The sequence below is a fragment of the Salipiger sp. ABN3_019 genome, from assembly GCF_056158605.1.
Genome location: NZ_JBSWTP010000004.1, coordinates 232,086 through 249,328 on the forward strand (window position 1 = coordinate 232,086; position 17,243 = coordinate 249,328).

The 17,243-nt window shown below is 61.9% G+C and carries 10 protein-coding genes; 4 read left to right on the plus strand and 6 right to left on the minus strand.

Annotated elements, in window-relative coordinates; genetic code table 11:
• Positions 1 to 39 precede the first annotated feature (39 nt).
• A complete protein-coding gene (locus ACXAD2_RS05000) occupies positions 40 to 2,661 on the minus strand; it encodes a cation:proton antiporter (RefSeq protein WP_475167676.1) in 2,622 nt (873 codons plus the stop codon).
• A 250-nt stretch (positions 2,662 to 2,911) separates the two neighbouring features.
• On the opposite strand from ACXAD2_RS05000, the gene ACXAD2_RS05005 reads away from it, so the two are divergent.
• From ACXAD2_RS05005 to ACXAD2_RS05020, 4 genes are all read left to right on the plus strand, one after another.
• Positions 2,912 to 4,009 (plus strand): transglutaminase-like domain-containing protein, encoded by a 1,098-nt coding sequence (locus ACXAD2_RS05005; protein ID WP_475167681.1) that lies wholly within the window; start codon positions 2,912 to 2,914, stop codon positions 4,007 to 4,009.
• 455 nt (positions 4,010 to 4,464) lie between these two features.
• Positions 4,465 to 5,595, plus strand: coding sequence for a glycosyltransferase (locus tag ACXAD2_RS05010; RefSeq protein ID WP_475167683.1), 1,131 nt, complete (start codon positions 4,465 to 4,467; stop codon positions 5,593 to 5,595).
• Between the two features lie 251 nt (positions 5,596 to 5,846).
• Positions 5,847 to 7,280: a mannose-1-phosphate guanylyltransferase/mannose-6-phosphate isomerase gene (locus ACXAD2_RS05015; RefSeq protein WP_224901524.1), complete on the plus strand. Its 1,434-nt coding sequence runs from the start codon at positions 5,847 to 5,849 to the stop codon at positions 7,278 to 7,280.
• A gap of 449 nt (positions 7,281 to 7,729) precedes the next feature.
• Positions 7,730 to 10,411 carry a S8 family serine peptidase gene (locus ACXAD2_RS05020; protein WP_475167692.1) on the plus strand — a complete coding sequence of 894 codons (2,682 nt, stop codon included), beginning with the start codon at positions 7,730 to 7,732 and terminating at the stop codon, positions 10,409 to 10,411.
• 75 nt (positions 10,412 to 10,486) lie between these two features.
• Here ACXAD2_RS05020 and ACXAD2_RS05025 read toward each other — a convergent pair whose 3' ends face one another.
• The 5 genes from ACXAD2_RS05025 to ACXAD2_RS05045 all read right to left on the minus strand — a co-directional run bounded on the left by ACXAD2_RS05025 (position 10,487) and on the right by ACXAD2_RS05045 (position 16,199).
• A complete protein-coding gene (locus tag ACXAD2_RS05025; RefSeq protein ID WP_475167696.1) occupies positions 10,487 to 11,416 on the minus strand; it encodes a sulfotransferase family protein in 930 nt (309 codons plus the stop codon).
• Between the two features lie 31 nt (positions 11,417 to 11,447).
• Positions 11,448 to 12,953 carry an oligosaccharide flippase family protein gene (locus ACXAD2_RS05030; protein ID WP_475167701.1) on the minus strand — a complete coding sequence of 502 codons (1,506 nt, stop codon included), beginning with the start codon at positions 12,951 to 12,953 and terminating at the stop codon, positions 11,448 to 11,450.
• Positions 12,950 to 13,837, minus strand: coding sequence for a hypothetical protein (locus tag ACXAD2_RS05035; RefSeq protein ID WP_475167706.1), 888 nt, complete (start codon positions 13,835 to 13,837; stop codon positions 12,950 to 12,952). Before ACXAD2_RS05035 ends, ACXAD2_RS05030 begins: the two co-directional genes overlap by 4 nt.
• Complete coding sequence (locus ACXAD2_RS05040; protein WP_475167709.1) at positions 13,834 to 15,333, minus strand: hypothetical protein; 1,500 nt, start codon at positions 15,331 to 15,333, stop codon at positions 13,834 to 13,836. Before ACXAD2_RS05040 ends, ACXAD2_RS05035 begins: the two co-directional genes overlap by 4 nt.
• Before the next feature lie 176 nt (positions 15,334 to 15,509).
• A complete protein-coding gene (locus ACXAD2_RS05045) occupies positions 15,510 to 16,199 on the minus strand; it encodes a calcium-binding protein (protein WP_475167711.1) in 690 nt (229 codons plus the stop codon).
• Positions 16,200 to 17,243 lie beyond the last annotated feature (1,044 nt).

Below are 17,243 nucleotides of genomic sequence, written 5' to 3' on the forward strand. Positions count from 1 at the left end.
TTATTCCCCGGTCGAGGGCTTCTCGGCCGGGGAAATCGATCATCCTTTGGTTGCCTCGTCTGCCTTGACGGCCTCGGACTCTGCCTCGGCGTCCTGCGCGTTGGACTCAGGCTCGGGAGCGGGCTTGGGATCGGGTTTGGCGAGCGCCTTGGCGACCTCGGGGGCTTCGCCGAGGATGTCATTGAGATCGAGCCCGCGGCGGGTGGCGCTGTCGCGCACCGCTTCGCGCAGCCGGGCGCTGCGTTTGAGCAGGCGCTTGAAGCGGGTCTCATCCAGTTCGAGCAGGGTCGAGGGGGTGATCGCCACCAGCTCCGAGCGGCGGCGGCGCGGCATCAGCAGCGCCAGCTGGCCGCACATGTCGCCGCGGCCCAAGCGGTAGGTGTGCCCGGCAACGCGCTGTTCGACCGCGCCCGAGGCGATGAAATAGACGCTGCGCGCGGTGCTGTCGCGGCGGCTGATCACATCGCCGGGGGCGACGTAGCGGGTGCGCAGGCCGCGGGCGAGGGGGCGGATTTCCTTTTCCTCGAGATCGGCGAAGAGCGGGAAGCGACGGACAAGTTCGGCGCGCTGCACCGACAGATCGAGCGGCGGGCGCTCGTCGGCCTGCGCGCGGCGGCGGGCGAGGTCTTGGCTGAGCGCGGTGTAAAGCTCGTCTCCGATCAGCCCGTCTTCATGCATCGTGTCGTATTCGCCTTCTTCAAGGCGCAGCGCGGTGCGGCGGATGAAGCGGCGTTCCAGTTCCTCGGCATAGCCCGGATATTGCAGGCGCAGACCCTCGAGCGCGCGTTCGGTGGCCTCGCGGCGGCGGGTCAGCAGATCGCGCAGCAACTCGGCGACGCGGCGGCCATGGATGCGGCGGATGCGCCCGTCGATGAAGCCTTCGAGATCGCGCAGGATCTGCCGTTTCGACAGCAAGAGGTCGAAACGGTCGGCGGTGAGCCGGGCGAGGGGGCCGGAGATGTGCAGGCGGTTGTGGGCAAAGAGCGCCGCGCGGAAGACGTTGCCGTAGCGCACATTGGCCTTGGCCGCGCGCTGGTAGCCGACGCGGCCATCGCTGCGCGCGCCTTCGATCAGCCGGTCGCAATCGGACAGCGCCTTTTGCGCGAGCCGCAGCGAGATGGTGCGCTCGCGGATGCCAACGGTGGTGGCGTCGCGCTCGGCGCCGCCAAGCGCAATGAGGCCCAGCGTGACGCGGTCGCGGTCTTGGATCTCGTCGCCTTCCTCGGCGGTCTTCACCGCGGCGTCGAGGCGCTTGCCGAAACGTTTCGCCTCGGAGCGGACGATCTCGCGGTCGAGCCCATAGGTGTCGGTGGTGGTGGACACCTGCTCGCGCACGGTCTGCAGGGCGACGGCGACCACCTGATTGCTGAGCGCCTGATCAAGCGGGCCGAGGCGGTCGAGGCCGAGCTTTTTGATCACCCATGTGAGCGTGGTGCCCTGCACCAGCAGCGTCCAGAGGGTGAAGCCGGTGGCGAGGATGCCGACGACGCGTTTCACCTCGATCGGCACGCGGAAGCTTTCGGTCACCGCGAGCGCCAGCGCGAGGGTCAGCGCGCCGCGCAGCCCGCCCCAGAGGATCGCGACGCGATAGGGCCGTTCGATCCGTGGCGAGAGGCGCAGCATGCGCAGGATCGGCAGCAGCCCCGAGAGGATCGCGCCCCGCGCGGCGATGGCGGCGGCGGTGACCACGAGGATCAGGAGGAAATCGCCAAAGTGCACGTCCTCGAGCAGCCGCGGGATCAGCAGCGCGGCGAGGATAAAGATCAGCGCCCCGGCCCAATGCGCGAGGATGTCCCAGACGTCGTTGAGATTGGCCCATGCGGTGGGAGGGATCTTGCCGGGGCCGACGAGGTTGAGCGTGAGCCCGGCGGTGACGACGGCGATGACGCCGGAGGCGCCAAAGAGTTGCTCGGCGCCGATATAGGCCAGATAGGGCAGGGCGATAGAGACCGAAAGCTGCGCCTTTTCATAGCGCGCCAGCAGCGCCATGGCCCCGATCGCGCCCTGCGCCACCAGCCAGCCCGCCAGTGCGCCGCCGCCCAGAAGCATGGGGAACTGCGCCAGCGCGCCGCCGAGCGTCGGGTCGGGCACCCCCTCCATCACGAAGCCCATGAAGAGGCTGAAGAGCGCGATGGCGGCGGCGTCGTTGAGCAGGCTTTCGCCCTCGATGATCCGCACCAGCCGGCGCGGCGCAGCGATCGAGCGGAAGATGCTGACCACCGCCGAAGGGTCGGTGGTCGAGACGATGGCGCCCACGAGGAAACAGGCGGCCAGCGGCAGCGAGCTTGTCCACGACAGCGCAAAGCCGACAAACACTGTGGCGGCGACCACCGCGACGATGGCCAGCACAAGGATCGGCACCCAATCGTCGAGCATCCGCCTGAGGTTCATGCCCAGCGTTGCCTGAAACAGCAGCGTGGGCAGGAACACATAGAGGAAGACGTTGGATCTTATGGGGAAATTTATGATCGCCGCGGCCACGGGATTGAGCGCATCGGTGAAATCGGTGCGTAAGAAGAAGATCGCCGCCGCGCCGATAAGCGTGCCCAAAAGCGCGAGGATCGCGCTGTAGGGCAGACGGAGACGGGCCGCCAGCGGCTCGGCCGCGGCGATGACGAGAAAGAGCGACGCGATGACCGCGGTGACAAGAACGACATCCATGCGCCTCAGATAGACCGAGTTTGACGCTGGGAGAACTGGCGATTGGCAAAAATCTTCGTGGGGTGGCGCGCGCGGGCCGGACACGGGGTGGTCAGGGGGCTGGGCAGGGGGCTGGATTTCAGCCTCGATATCGGGCGGATGGGGTGCGCTTTGCACCCTGGCGCGCCCTTGGTTCTTGAGAACTGAGGGCTGCGGCTGTATCTGCGGGGCCAAATGGGGGGCGGACGCGGATTCTACAATGAGGCATGACATGCAATTGGATCGCAGACATTTCATCGGCGCGGGTGCCGCGCTGACCCTGACGGCGCTGCTGCCGCGCGGCGCCTTTGCCGCCTTCTCGCCGAAGCCCGCCGATTGGCGCCGCTTTGCGCTGACCACCAAAGTCGACATCCCTGCGGACGGCAAGCCGGTGCAGGCGTGGATCCCCGTGCCCTCGGTCAACGAAGAGGCATGGATGCGGGCCGAGGCTCCGGCGTTCAGTGGCAATGCCGACAGCGCCGAGTTGAAGACCGACGCCGAGAGCGGTGCGAAATACGTCCACGCGGTGTGGTCCTCGGGTCAGGCGCAGGCCGAGCTGGAGATCACCGCCGAGGTGGAGACCCGCGACCGGTTTGTCGATCTGGGCGCACCGGGGCTGGGGGCGCGCCTTTCGGACGAAGAGCGCGCGCTTTATACCGCGCCGACGCGGCTTATCCCCACCGATGGCATCGTCAAGGCGACCTCGGACATGATCACCGAGAACATGAGCGGTGATCTGCAGAAGGCGCGGGCGATCTACGAATGGGTGGTCGAGAGCACCGAGCGCAACCCCGAGACCCGCGGCTGCGGCATCGGCGATGTGGCTTCGATGCTGGAGATGGGCGATCTGACCGGCAAATGCGCCGACCTCAATGCGCTTTACGTCGGGCTGGCGCGCGCCGCGGGCCTGCCTGCGCGCGATGTTTACGGTCTGCGGGTTGCGCCGTCGAAGTTCGGCTACAAGAGCCTCGGCGCCAGTTCCGAGAACGTCAGCAAGGCGCAGCACTGCCGCGCCGAAGTGTTCCTTGAGGACTACGGCTGGGTCGCGGTCGATCCGGCGGACGTGCGCAAGGTGATGCTGGAAGAGCCGCCGAAGAACCTCGGCCTCGACGATCCCAAGGTGCGCGCAGTGCGTGCGGGGCTGTTCGGGTCGTGGGAAGGCAATTGGGTTGGTTACAACTTCGCCCATGACGTGGCGCTGCCCGGCTCGGAGCGCGACAGCGTTGGCTTCCTGATGTACCCGCAGGCCGAGATCGACGGCGTGGAGCAGGACGAGCTGGACCCGTCGAGCTTTGCCTATGAGATCACCGTGCGCGAGGTGGGTGCCTGACGCCAGCGCAGTGTAGGGCGGACTGCGCCGCAGATCGTGAACCGACAGAGGCCACCGTGCAGACGCGCGGTGGCCTTTGACTTTTGCCGACGGGCAGATGTGTTGGTCGCACAACCCAGGCGAGAGTTTTTACCCGGGGCGAATCGAATGTGGCGAGTGGCGGCGTGGCACAGTTATTCCGCTGCGCGGTGGCGGTTTGGCGGCATTCTCCGGTGTCGGAGCCTGCCGCTTGGGTCGAACCTAGCAAGTCTTTGAAATTCTGGGAGAACATCGCCTCTCGCGCAGTCAAATTGGGGATGAACCGCAGATAAGGCGATATTGCGAAGCTGCGGAAACCAGCAAAGATCGAGAATGCGCGCGGTCATGCGGCACCGCAGAAACTTTCCTGTTGCGTGACGTAAGCTGGCTCTACATCGTACCCGCACAAGGTGTTTTACGCGCGGTTGGAGCGCAACATGAGAGATTTTGAGATCGACGTTCAGGATGGCCGCCGCGTTGCGATCATCCACTACTGGCTGGTTGGAATGCGCGGTGGCGAGAAGGTCATCGAGGCCCTCTGCCGGATGTTTCCCGACGCGGATATCTACACCCATGTGGCCGATCCGGCGAAACTCTCGGCGGTGCTGACGAAGCACCGTATCGTGGAGACACGGATCGGACGTCTGCCGCTCGCCAAGAAGCTCTACCAAAAGTATCTGCCGTTGATGCCGCGCGCGCTTGAGGAGATTGATCTGTCGGGCTATGACCTGGTGATCTCGTCGGAGTCGGGCCCGGCCAAGGGGGTGATCGCGCCGCCGGATGCGCCGCATCTGTGCTATTGCCACTCGCCCATGCGCTACCTGTGGGACCAATATCACGTGTATCGCGGCGGTGCGGGGCTGATGACGCGGCTGATGATGCCGCAGCTGGCCCACGGGTTGCGGCATTGGGATGTGAGCAGCGCCGCGCGGGTCGATGGCTTTGCTGCGAACTCGAATTTTGTCGCCAGCCGGATCCGCAAGTATTGGCGCCGCGATTCAGATGTTGTCGCGCCGCCCGTCGCGGTCGAGGATTTTGCGCCAGTGGGTGAGGACGAGCTGGGCGATTTCTACCTTTGGTGCGGTGAGCTTGCGCCCTACAAGCGGCCCGACCTCGCGATCGAGGCGTTTCGGCGGCTCGATCTTCCGCTGGTGGTCATCGGTGGGCCGGATGACACGGTGAACAAGCTCAAGGCAAAGGCGGGGCCCAAGACCACCTTCCTTGGAAAAGCGCCGTTCAGCGTGCTCAAGGACCACATGGCACGCTGCAAGGCGCTGGTGTTCCCCGGCGAGGAAGACTTCGGCATCGTGCCGGTGGAAGTGATGGCCTCGGGCCGCCCGGTCATCGCGTACGGGCGGGGCGGGGCGCTCGACTCGGTTGTCGACGGGCTCACCGGGCTGTTCTTCGAGGAGCAGAGCGTCGATGCGCTGGTCGATGCGGTAGAGCGCTTCGAGCGGTCCGGGCTGGCCGACGCTGGGCCGCATGCCTGTGTCACGCGCGCGCAGGATTTTTCAGAGGTGAAGTTCCGCGCTGGTATCTCCGCAAGCCTTGCGCGGATCGGGGCCTGACCTCGGCAAAACCGGAGCTTCGCGTGACGCCGCCTCCGGACTTTCAGGCGCGATTGTGGCGCATGGAGTCATGACCAATCTCACTAAAAAGAAACAGATTTTTGAAGATTGACGCGTTCTGCCTGAAACTCTTGCGGTGGCGCGGCTCATGAGCATCTTTCTCTTAGGTTCGGCCGACTGAGAATTGGCGCGCTGCGCGGGGCGTGCGATATCAGTTAGAGTTCATTTAGGGTGTCAGAAGGGATCATTTAATGCAGACGATTACTCCTGTTATTCTGTGCGGTGGATCGGGAACGCGGCTCTGGCCGGTGTCCCGCAAGAGTTTTCCGAAGCAGTTCGCGCGTCTGATCGATGATGAAAGCCTGTTCCAAGCGACCGCGGCACGGTTCGCGGGATCCGGGCGCTTCGAGAAGCCGGTGATCGTGACGAACTCGGACTTCCGCTTTGTGGTGACGGAGCAGCTTTCGGCTGTTGGAATCGATCCCGGTGCCGTGCTGATCGAACCCGAAGGGCGCAACACGGCGCCAGCGGTTCTGGCGGCGGCCTTGCATCTGCATGCCAAGGATCCGGATGCGGCCATGCTGGTGGCGCCCTCGGATCACCGCATGCCCGACGGGGCGGCCTTTCGGGCGGCGCTGGAAAAGGGCATCCCGGCGATCGAGAAGGGGAAATTCGTTCTCTTCGGGATTTCGCCGGACCGGCCCGAGACGGGGTACGGATATCTTGAGCTCGACTCCAATGGCGGCGACTGCGTGCCGCTCAAGCGCTTTGTCGAAAAGCCCGACGCCGAAACCGCGGCGAAAATGCTGGCACAGGGCAACTTCCTGTGGAACGCGGGCATTTTCCTGTTCCGCGTGAAAGACATTCTGGCGGCCTTCGACAAATTCGCCAGCCAGTTGGTGCCGCCGGTGAGCGCGGCGGTGCGCGATGCGGAGGTCGATCTTGGCTTCCTTCGGCTGGCGCCGGGCCCGTGGAGCGAGGCCGAGGACATCTCGATCGACTACGCGGTGATGGAGAAATCCGACGCGCTGGAGGTGGTGCCCTTCGACGGCGGCTGGTCCGATCTTGGCGGTTGGGACGCGATCTGGCGCGAGATGGAGCAGGACGAGACGGGCGTTGTGGTCAACAAGGGCGCGACGGCGATCGACTGCGAGAACTCGATCCTGCGCTCGGATTCCGACGCGGTGGAACTTGTGGGCATCGGGCTCAAGGATGTGGTCGCCGTGGCGATGAACGACGCGGTGCTGGTGGCGTCCAAGGATCGCGCGCAGGACGTGAAGCTGGCGGTCAGCGCGCTGAAGGAAAAGGGATCCAAACAGGCTGTCGAGTTTCCGATGGACCACCGGCCTTGGGGCTGGTTCGAAAGCCTCGTGGTCGGCAGCCGCTTTCAGGTGAAACGCATCCATGTGCATCCGGGGGCGGCGCTGTCGCTGCAAAGCCACTTCCATCGCTCCGAACATTGGATCGTCGTGGAAGGGACCGCGCGCGTCACCGTGGACGACGAGGTGAAGCTGGTGACCGAGAACGAGAGCGTCTACATCCCGCTTGGCGCGGTGCACCGGATGGAGAACCCCGGCAAGATGCCGATGGTGCTAATTGAAGTGCAGACCGGCTCGTATGTCGGCGAGGACGACATCGTGCGCTACGAGGACGTCTACGCGCGTGGTCAGGGCGCCAAAGGGTGATCTGATCACCCCTGAGCCTTTGCGCAGCATGATCACGGTCGCCGATTTGCCTGCAAGATGGGCGACCGCGTGCCGTGGACCTTTAGGCAGCCACGCTGATCGAGCGTAAGGCTGCGATAGCGCTCGCAAATATATCCCCGCTTTTCCGTAAAAGATTTGCGCAACGGAGCGGCGGATATTCATCCGGTTTCGAATTGTACCAAAACCCGGCGCCACGTCATGCGGAGCATTCCTTGACGTAAACCGGGCTGACGGCTTTTGCCCAATTCCTGCCCGTGTCTTAACTCGGCGTGACCATACACTGGCCATGGTCAGGTGTTTTTTGTCGGTAGAATTTTTCGAATACATCCGGGGCGCCGAGCGAGTGTCTTTGGTGCCGCCACGGGCGAAACCCTTACCAATTGCTGGTTGCGACGAAATCTGACGAACCAGCAGCCGGAGAAATTTGCGTGACAAATGTAATCGCTTCGAATTCCGTAAATGACCCTAAGGCGCGGTATATATGGTACCTTGATCAGTCCAACCGGTCCCACCTGTCGATCGACGTTGAATCCGTGTGGGAAGATTACGACGGTGCGGGCGTCAAACTTGGTGTGATCGACACACAAATCGACTTCTCGCACAGCGAACTCTCGGGGGCCTATGACACCTCGCTGGACTACAATTTCGCACTTGGCACGGCAGACATAACGCCCGACTCTGGAGCTCTGACGACCTCACACGGAACCCAGGTCGCGGGCATCATCGCCGCAGAGACGGACAATGGTGTGGGGACTGCGGGGATCGCAGACGGTGTCTCACTCGTTGGCCTCGGCATCGACTACTCGGCGTCGAACATCGTAGAGCAAGTTCTGAATGCCATAAACGCAGCCGTTGATCTGGACGTGGTCAACAACAGTTGGAGCTTCACCAGCAATTTCGCGGACAACTTCAACGAGCGTCCCGAGCTTGAAGCGGCGCTACAGAACACCGCCGAGAACGGCCGCGACGGCCTTGGCACCACGATGGTTTTCTCGGCCGGCAACATGGGGACCCTGAGCTCGTCGAACTACCACAACTTTCAGAACTCGGCCTACACCATCGCGGTCGGCTCCGTGGATGCGAGCGGCGAGATCTCGAGGTTCTCGAGCATGGGCTCGAACGTGCTGATTTCGGCGGGTGGGCGCGACATCGAAACCACCACGTTCGAAGATGGCTACACGAGTTCGAGCGGCACGTCCTTCTCTGCCCCAGCCGTGACCGCGGTGGTTGCGCTGATGCTCGAGGCGAACCCTAACCTCGGGTACCGGGATATCCAGCAAATCCTTGCCCTTTCGGCCCGCAAGGAGGGCCTGTCGGACGACGCGCTGCGCGGCGACGGTTGGCAGTACAACGCCGCCAGCAACCAAAATGGCGGCGGGATGCATTACAGCGACTCCTTTGGCTATGGGTTTCTGAACGCGCATGACGCCGTACGCCTCGCCGAAAGTTGGACGACGCAGCAGACTTATGCCAACCGGACCTCGGTGTCGGTCTCGGACACGCTGAATGAAAGCCTCGTTGCGGGGTCCAAGGACACGATCAAGTTTTCCTTCGACATCGACAAGGACGTCACGGTCGAGCACGTCGAGCTTACGCTTGATCTTCGCTGGTATTACGCTGGCGACATGGACCTCTATCTTACGTCCCCAGAGGGAACGACGGTTCGGCTGACATACGACTATGAATCGCAAAGCCGCCTGTCGATCCGTGACTTCACGCTCAGCTCGGTCGCAACGATGGGTGAAAGCGCCAAGGGCACCTGGACGGTCGAACTGATCAACCGAAGCGACGAGCTTGACGGAAAGTCTGGGCGTCTGGTTGATTTCAACTTCACGGTTCATGGCGATGCCGAGGACATGGAAGACGATATCTACGTCTATACCGACGAGTTTTCGGATATCCTCGACGAGACCGGCGACGCCAGCCGCAAGGTGCTTGTGGACACGGACGGCGGGGTCGACACGATCAACGCCGCTGCGATCACCTCGGCCACATGGGCCGATCTGGGCAAGGGACACGCAACTCTCGACGGCGTGGAGATAAGTTTCGACGCAGGCGAGATCGAGAACCTCTTTGCCGGGGACGGGGACGATACGCTCACGGGCTCGGCCGGTGACAATCTGATCGACGGTGGACGTGGCGATGACACTCTCTTCTTTACCGAAGGGAACGACACGATCATCGGCGGTGCAGGCAGCGACAAGCTGATCTTTGACACAGTGGTTGATACCGTCTCGGGCTTCTTGACCGATGCCGGAGAGCTCATGCTCAGCTTTATCGACGCCGGATACAGCCTGCTCAGCGGAATTGAGGCCTATATCTTCAGTGACGTGAGCATGAGCTATGACGACATTATTGGCTGGCTCAGCGATGAGGAGCCAGTGATCACCGAACCCGAACCCGAACCCGAGACCGACCCGTCTACCGAAACCGACAGCGGCGATGGCAGCGACGCAGAAACCGGCGACGCAGGTGACGGCGGTGAGACTTCGATCGTCCCCGAACCGGAGCCCGAGCTAGAAGCGGGTGAGCACGGGACCGAGGGCGATGACCGCATGCGCGGCAGTGCCGAGGACGATATTCTCCACGGCCATGGCGGCGATGATTACCTCGTTGGTGGTGCGGGCACAGATGAGCTTTACGGCGGAAGCGGCAATGACGACCTGCGCGGCGGTGATGGCGACGACATCATGTATGGCGACGCGGGCGACGACAGCTTTGCCGGTGGGAAAGGCAACGACCTGCTGATTGGGGGTAGCGGCGACGATGTGCTGCGCGGCCGTGAGGGCAATGATACCATCTACAGCGACGCCGGGGCGGACATTCTGGCCGGTGACGATGGTGCCGACATGTTTGTTTTTGATCTCGGGACGATTGATGCGATCGATTTGATCGCCGACTTCAGTGCCGCGGAGGGTGACCAGATCGTCATCAGCAACCTGGCGGGAGCGGCCGGGTCGACGGTCGTCTCTTTCGCCCATGAAGACCAGAGCGTCTATCTGGAGGTCCTGCACGGCGATGCGCTGACACGGATCGCCGAGATCCGAGGGCTCGACACCGACACCGTCAGCATCTCGCAACTTGGCAGCGACGAATTGCTGGTCGCCTGACCAAAGTCGACCCGATTTGCGAACGCGCGGGCCCACAGCCCGCGCGTTTTCGGATGCGGAGATTTGAAGGTGGGATCAGCGTCCCGCGAACCACCGCTGGTGCAGGTCGGTGCCATGCTCGGCATCGAAGGCCGCCATCATCGGCGCAAATCGTGCCGCGAGAAGCTCGCGCAGTTCGGCCTCATTCTCGATCTCCCGCGGCACGTCTTTCACCGCAACGCGCCGCACCGCGGAGACCGCTGATTTTGGCATCCGGCTGCGCAGGTGGTTCCACATTTTCGTATCCCGGATTTGGGTCAATAGCGGGTGCCGCGCCTGACGTGTGGTTGGCGGCGTTGTGTTCCGCTCCCGCAGTTCGAACTCGTCGATCTCAAAGGTCTTAAGGTCGAGGCGCGCATAAATTCCGCTCAGAACCTCCTGCGGCCTGTTCCGCAGGTCTTCCGAGGTAATGATCTGTATCTTGTCGAAGTAGGGACGGAACCGGTCAAGCTGTCGCTTGTAGTCGCTCGTGTAGGTGTAGATGTTCTCTGGGTCCGACAGGGCTTCGAGGGCTGTCCGGTTTTCCTTTAGAATCTTGCGATCCTGCCAGTAGTGACTGATCGCACGATCGACCGGGTTCCGGACCATATAGATGATATGTGCGTCCGGGGAGGCTGCGGCGATGCGCTCTGGGATGCCGGAAAAGACCGGATAGCTCGAATAACTCGGGCTCGCCTCCATCCGGTATTTCGCGTGCGGGCCATGCGCGAACAGGCCCAAATAGGCCTCCAGATCCGTTGCTTCGGGGCGCATGCTCTCCATCAGCTGCCGCTCCCGAAGCTCCTCGTTCTCGACGAAGAAGGATGGCTCTTTTTCGGTCGAGCCGGTGATGTCCGGATGCTGGCTGAGATAAGCGTGTAGCGAGGTGGTCCCGCATTTGCCCGCGCCGATCAGGAACAGGTTTGGCATGACCGACTTCTGCTCTTCAGTCAGTGTCTCGTGACGTAAAATTTCGATATCTTTCATGTCAGCGCCTGATCTGATGTTGCGGGAGGATCTATGAGCCGAAGCGGCTGCGGATTTTTCTTGCGATGCGTGCCTCGATCCCATCGGGCCGGCCGATCACGAGCCACAGGATGAAAATGGCTCCGAAATAAACGGCTACGGCGAGAGCTGAGGACAAAACGAAAGCCAGGCCAAGCTCTAGGCCGATGGGCATCTGCGCCATCATCGTACCCGCTGGCCAAGCCAGAGCGGCGAGCGGCAGCGCGGCCAAAACGGGACGCCAGTTCGAGAGCATCTGCTCGCGGATCGAGACCGAAATGAGCTTGCGGATAAAGATCATCGACACGACCGCATTGCCGATGTTCGCAAGTCCAATCCCGAAGGCAACGCCCTGCATGCCGCCAAGCACGAAGCCGCCCCAGACCGCGGGCACGCGGAACGCAAGCGACAGGAGCGCCACGTTGAAGACGTAGTCGGTGCGCCCAAGCGCCATCGCCAGAGGGCGAAAGGGGATCCTGACCAGCGCCGGGAGCATCGCAAGAGACAGTCCGGCGAGCAGCGGAACCGCTGCGATCCATTTCTCGCCAAAGGCCAGCCGAAGCAGCGGATCGGCGAGGAAGAAGGTCAGAAGATATACCGGAATGCCGAAGGTGAAAATCGCCGTATCGGCCATCGTGTACCCACGGCGTACACGCTCGAGTTCCTTTGACGCGAGAACGAAACCCGAGATCAACGGCGCGGTCACCGCACGGCGCACCGTTTGTTCCAGAATGCTGGTAACATTGCTCGCGAGCCCATAATAGCCGAGCGCGGCGGTCGGAACGACCCGCCCGAGGAACAGCCTGTCGAACTGCCAGGCCACGGCGACGATCAGCTGCGAGGGCATCATCCAGCCCAGAAACTCCCAGAAGTAGCGCCACTCTTTCATCGAGAGTCCGGGGCGATAGGGCGCGTAGAGATAAGACAGCACGACGCTGGCGATCCGCGACACCACCGGTGAAATGGCCAAAACCCAGTAGTTGCCCAGCAGGATCGCCCCAAGGAGCGCGGCAAAGATGCCCAGAAGCTTCCCGCCGACCTCGACAAGAAAGGATTGGCGGAATTCCAGCTGTTTGAAGAGCAGCGCCATCTTTGGACTGCGCAGGTTATAGAGCGCCGAGGCCGCAGCCAAAACAAGGAGCAACGGCAGCAGCCGCGGGTCTCCGTAGAAGGCCGCGGCGGGCGCGGCGGCCGCGAGCATCACGCCAAAGATCACCAGTCCGCGCAATGAGCCCAGCGTGAACGCGGTGTGTAGATGCAGCTCTGTCGGGGCGTCGAGACGGACGAGAGGCGTGGCAAGCGGCAGGTCCGTCACCACATCCAAGATCGCGACCACGGAAGTGGCGATGGCGACCAGACCGAAATCCTCGGGCAGGAGAATTCTGGTCAGCACCATCAGCAGCAGCAGGTCCGAAACGCGTACCAAAAGGCGGGCGCCGACCACCCAGATCGAGCTGCGTGTGGCGCGCCCGACGAGGTTCTTGTCGTTCATGTCGTGGCCTCTGCTGGCATCGGTCATGCGGGTGTTTCCCCTGCGGCTGCGTCCCGCACCGGCAGGTTAAGGGGTTTGCGCATCAGGATATGCCTCAGATGTGTCATGACGAACCGAAGGCGTCGGCCCCAGCCCGCGCGGCGTGGCACGGCGGTCAGCAAGCTCAGCGCCGCAAGAAACAAAAGCGCTCTGCTCTCCACGCGCGTGCCCGCAGCGGTCAATCCCGCGTAAGGGACTGCGCTCAGCCAGGGGAGGCTGTAGCGATCGAGAACCTTTGAAATGTCGTCCTCGTAGCCGCGCGCCTCGTTGAAGCCGTTCGCCTCCTTGTTGCCGCCGACCGGTTCGGTGTGGCAAATCGCGGCGGTATCGAGGATCGCAAAGCTGTTCGGCCCTTCGGACAGAAGGTTGCACCACACCAGGTCGATACCGCTCTCAAGGCCCTGTTCGAACAGGGGGAGAACCTTATCGATCGCATCACGACGGAAAATCGGGCACATCATCTCGACAAAATTCACGTAGCGCAGTTGCCAGGCCGGTTGCCGCAGGCAGGCCGCGTAGGTGAAGTAGCTGTCGGCGGTGAGTGCCGGTTGCGACAGGACCAACCCGTGCTGTTGCGCCAGGCCAAACGCGCGCGCCAGCGTTGCGCTGTCGGTGGCCAGATCCTCATCCATCAAGCAGATATAGTCATATTGGGTCCAAAGCTCTCGCCGATCCCGCAGGAAAGCGGCGTAGCCCTCGACCTTGCGACCGGGGCGCTGCTCGACGATGACCGCTTTCGCCTGCGGCTCCTCGATCGGGTTGTAGGCACTGAGGACGACGTCAAACCCCGCCTTGTGGGCGCCGGAAACCCAGGCGCCATGAAGGCTCTTCGCCCCCACCCGCGAGACGACAAGAAACCGGGGGCGGGTCATGTCACACTCCTTGTCATCAGCCTTGTCGGCCGGCCGGAGCGGGCCGTGGCGGATGCGGCGAGCGCTGCGAAACCCGCGACGCTGCCTGCCATGAAGAAAAACATGATACCCATGTTCGGCGTCCCGTGCACGACGAGCGAGCGCATGATGAATGCCAGACATCCCATCTTCATGGCGCTGACAATCCGGCGGGTCTCGGGGTCGCCCGAGAGGTTTGGCGCCATGAACAGACGTTTGTAGAACACAAGCAACATGAAGAACCCCGGCAAACCCACCGAGGCGAGCGCAGCTGTGATCCAGTTGGAGGCGCGCACCGACCCCAGACCGGCACCAAGCATGTCGGTGTCGAAGAAGTTCTTGATGGCCTGGGCGTTCCAACTCATCCGTTCGATGCCGGAGTCGCTCGACAGCTTGTCGAAGAGCGAGCGATCGACAAACTGGCTGACGGCGGGGATCAATTCATAGGCGACATAGCTGGCGGCGGCCAGGACCGGGATCAGCGCGGCGACGCCGAGAACGATGCCCGCCGCTGCGCGGCTCATGCCTACTGTCGCGTTTCGGCTCTGAACGATGGCAAAGACGGCCAAGAAGCCTGCGGCGCCGACATAGGCGGAGGAGGACGTACAGCGAAGCAGTGCAAACGTGGCGAGAGCGAGCCAGAGTCCTGCGCCGCTCTGCCCTGCGCTTCGCGACGACAGGTAATAACTCATCCAGAAGCCGAAGAGGCCAAGGGAGAAATAGCCGAAAGTCGACGCTTCGGGGAATCCGCCGATCATCCGCCGGACACCGGCCATCTCTTGTCCGAGAGTCAGCGCATAGTTGGCGGTGCGGATTGGCTCCATGATCGAGGCCATTCCCGCATTTGCACTTGTCACGTCGATCAGTCCCAACGCCACGTTGATGCCGGTCGCAAGCTTCATCGACCGCAGCAAGAGCGCGGGATTGGGCCTGCGATAGATCAGGATCGCGACAACCAGAAAAGATGTCAGGCTGAAGCAGAGCCGGATCAGCTGCGAAAGGTTCGCGCCGCTGGCCTGCAGCGGTATCGAGATGATACCCTCTTCGTTGACGAGGCGACTGAGGCTGAAGACCTCGGTCATGCCGGCATAGACCCGCGGCAGGAACACACTCGCCAGCGTCGTATATCCAAGAAACAGAAGCAGTGTCAGTGCCATACTGCCGGGCGCGAAAATCGCCGTGATGTCACGGTCTACGCCCTTGCGGAGCAGCACCAGAACGAACAGCGTGAGCAGGAGCAGATCACTCATCAAGATCGACGTGCCGCCCACCGCTGGCAGGTTGAAGGCGGCGGTCATTCCGAAGGGCATAAGCGCCGCGAGCAGGGCGATCCCCACGTAGGGGCCCCGAAGGATCAACAGTGCCATCATCAGAAAGACGAAGGGGGTGCTCGAGACAATCTGCACGAAGCCCGGTCTCCAGAAAGGGATCTGCGGCGCGAGACCGCCAGTAAAATACTTTTGTCCGACGAGTAACATGCTGCGGTTGCATCTGTCTCCGGAGGAGCTCGCAACCGGCGCGGGGCTCCGCAAGAAAGCCGGGTTGCGACGCCATCTTGCCCAAAGAATCGCCATCTCGCATGGTCATGCTGCGGAGCGCGCATAGAAAGGCCACCCCGAAGGGTGGCCCGGAAGACATTTGGTCGGTGCTGGCGTCAGCCGATGAAGAGGTCGCCGTCGACGGTAAGACCGGTATGATCCGTCAGGTCCTCGACATTGGCAACATTGCGGACCAAGACGCTTGTGGAACCGTACTCAACCAGCACGTGCTTGCCCATGTCTGTGAAAGTAAGGTCGCCGAGTGATGTCGCATCTTCGAACACCAGCACATCCTGCACACCGCCAGTGAGCGTGGGATCGTAATCGAAGCCGTTGATTGTGTCATTGCCATCGTCAGTGTCAAAGATGAAGACGTCGTTGTATTTGACCAACTCAGCGTTGGTGCCGTCACCCGACATCAGGTCGTTGCCGTCGCCGCCGATGAGCGTGTCCGCGCCGTCGCCGCCCAGCAGCTTGTCATTGCCATTGCCGCCGAGCAGGGAGTTGTCGCCTTCACCGCCGACAAGACGGTCGTCGCCGGTGGCGCCGGCAAGCGTGTCATTCCCTTCGTTGCCGAGCAGGGTGTCGTCCCCCGCATCGCCGTCCAAGATATCATTGCCTGAGCCACCACCCAGGTAGTCGGCATTCTGACCGCCGGATAGGGAGTTGTCGCCGGCCTGACCCGAGACAGTGTCACTTCCGCTGTCGCCTGTCAGCGTGTCGTCGCCCGCGTTGCCCTTGATCAGATCGGCGCCGATTTCGCCGCCAAACACGTCGTCGCCCGTGCCGAGAACTGTTTCCGTCATCTTTATCACTCCAATAATAAATTTTGTTTGTGAAACCCCGAGGCTGGGCGCGTGTCAGCGCCCAGTATCTGCCTCTGGCTGATTTAATGCTGCCCCCAAGATCACAATAAGATTCGGGCCCGTCGAAATTCTCAGACCGCACTCGCGCCGAGATGTGGCGGCAGAAAACCGCAAAATCTTCTTCCGCTGCTTATTTCGGTTTCCGAAGTATTGGGTGCGAGGCTTCTAAAGAAAAACACACCTCATGAACGAAAAGGCCTATTGCAAGGTCCGAATCTCAAAGCGATGAATGTTAGTTCCATATATACGTTTCGACAACAAATTCGCGGAAATACAGCGCAAAAGATTCCGTCCCGCGAATAATCATGAATGTCAAAAGTAATGGCACAACAGATAACACGGGACAAGCCTGAGTTGGCGTTTTTCCGCGCACAAAAAATTCGCTTTCTGCACAAAAGCGAGCAGTCTCATCCGCTACCTGCAGAGAGCACGAGTGGTGACCCATGACGAAAGCGCTCTAAGTTGCAGTATTTAAACCATAAATTCAGAATGAGCTCCGGCTTGCTTAGACATGCGTCGTGGGGCCGGAAGGTCATTTTTCGCGCTGTGCTTTTGGCAGCTTCAGCGCTGCTACCACGGGTGAAAGGTTCTAAAAATCAGGCAACAAAAAGGCAATTCGGTGCATGCATATTTAATCACCAAATCTTAGGTCTCGCACTAAAATTTGGGCGGCGCTACGATTGCTTGATTCTTAATCGATTGCTTCTCAATTGACTGTTTTGCATGGGGGCGCGTTGAGCGAGTCATGTCCTGAATTGAGCGCTACGGTTTGGGGGGCAGCGCAGGCACCAAGGCAGTCGGGAAAGGCGGGCCGCCGCTTCAACGCCGCCGTCCGCTCGATACCTCGGGTTTGCTGAGTAAAAGCGCGACAACGGCTGCCCGACACATTTTTCGATAGCGAAAGCGCAATTGGCACATCAATTTTCTTGTCGCGGCGCCTAAGTACATGCTTCCGTTGCTTACTCTTTTATTTGAAATTGATAG

Coding starts and splice junctions, on each gene's coding strand:
- ACXAD2_RS05000 (WP_475167676.1), bottom strand. CDS start 2,661: ATGGATGTCGTTCTTGTCACCGCGGTCATCGCGTCGCTCTTTCTCGTC.
- ACXAD2_RS05005 (WP_475167681.1), top strand. CDS start 2,912: ATGCAATTGGATCGCAGACATTTCATCGGCGCGGGTGCCGCGCTGACC.
- ACXAD2_RS05010 (WP_475167683.1), top strand. CDS start 4,465: ATGAGAGATTTTGAGATCGACGTTCAGGATGGCCGCCGCGTTGCGATC.
- ACXAD2_RS05015 (WP_224901524.1), top strand. CDS start 5,847: ATGCAGACGATTACTCCTGTTATTCTGTGCGGTGGATCGGGAACGCGG.
- ACXAD2_RS05025 (WP_475167696.1), bottom strand. CDS start 11,416: ATGAAAGATATCGAAATTTTACGTCACGAGACACTGACTGAAGAGCAG.
- ACXAD2_RS05030 (WP_475167701.1), bottom strand. CDS start 12,953: ATGACCGATGCCAGCAGAGGCCACGACATGAACGACAAGAACCTCGTC.
- ACXAD2_RS05035 (WP_475167706.1), bottom strand. CDS start 13,837: ATGACCCGCCCCCGGTTTCTTGTCGTCTCGCGGGTGGGGGCGAAGAGC.
- ACXAD2_RS05040 (WP_475167709.1), bottom strand. CDS start 15,333: ATGTTACTCGTCGGACAAAAGTATTTTACTGGCGGTCTCGCGCCGCAG.
- ACXAD2_RS05045 (WP_475167711.1), bottom strand. CDS start 16,199: ATGACGGAAACAGTTCTCGGCACGGGCGACGACGTGTTTGGCGGCGAA.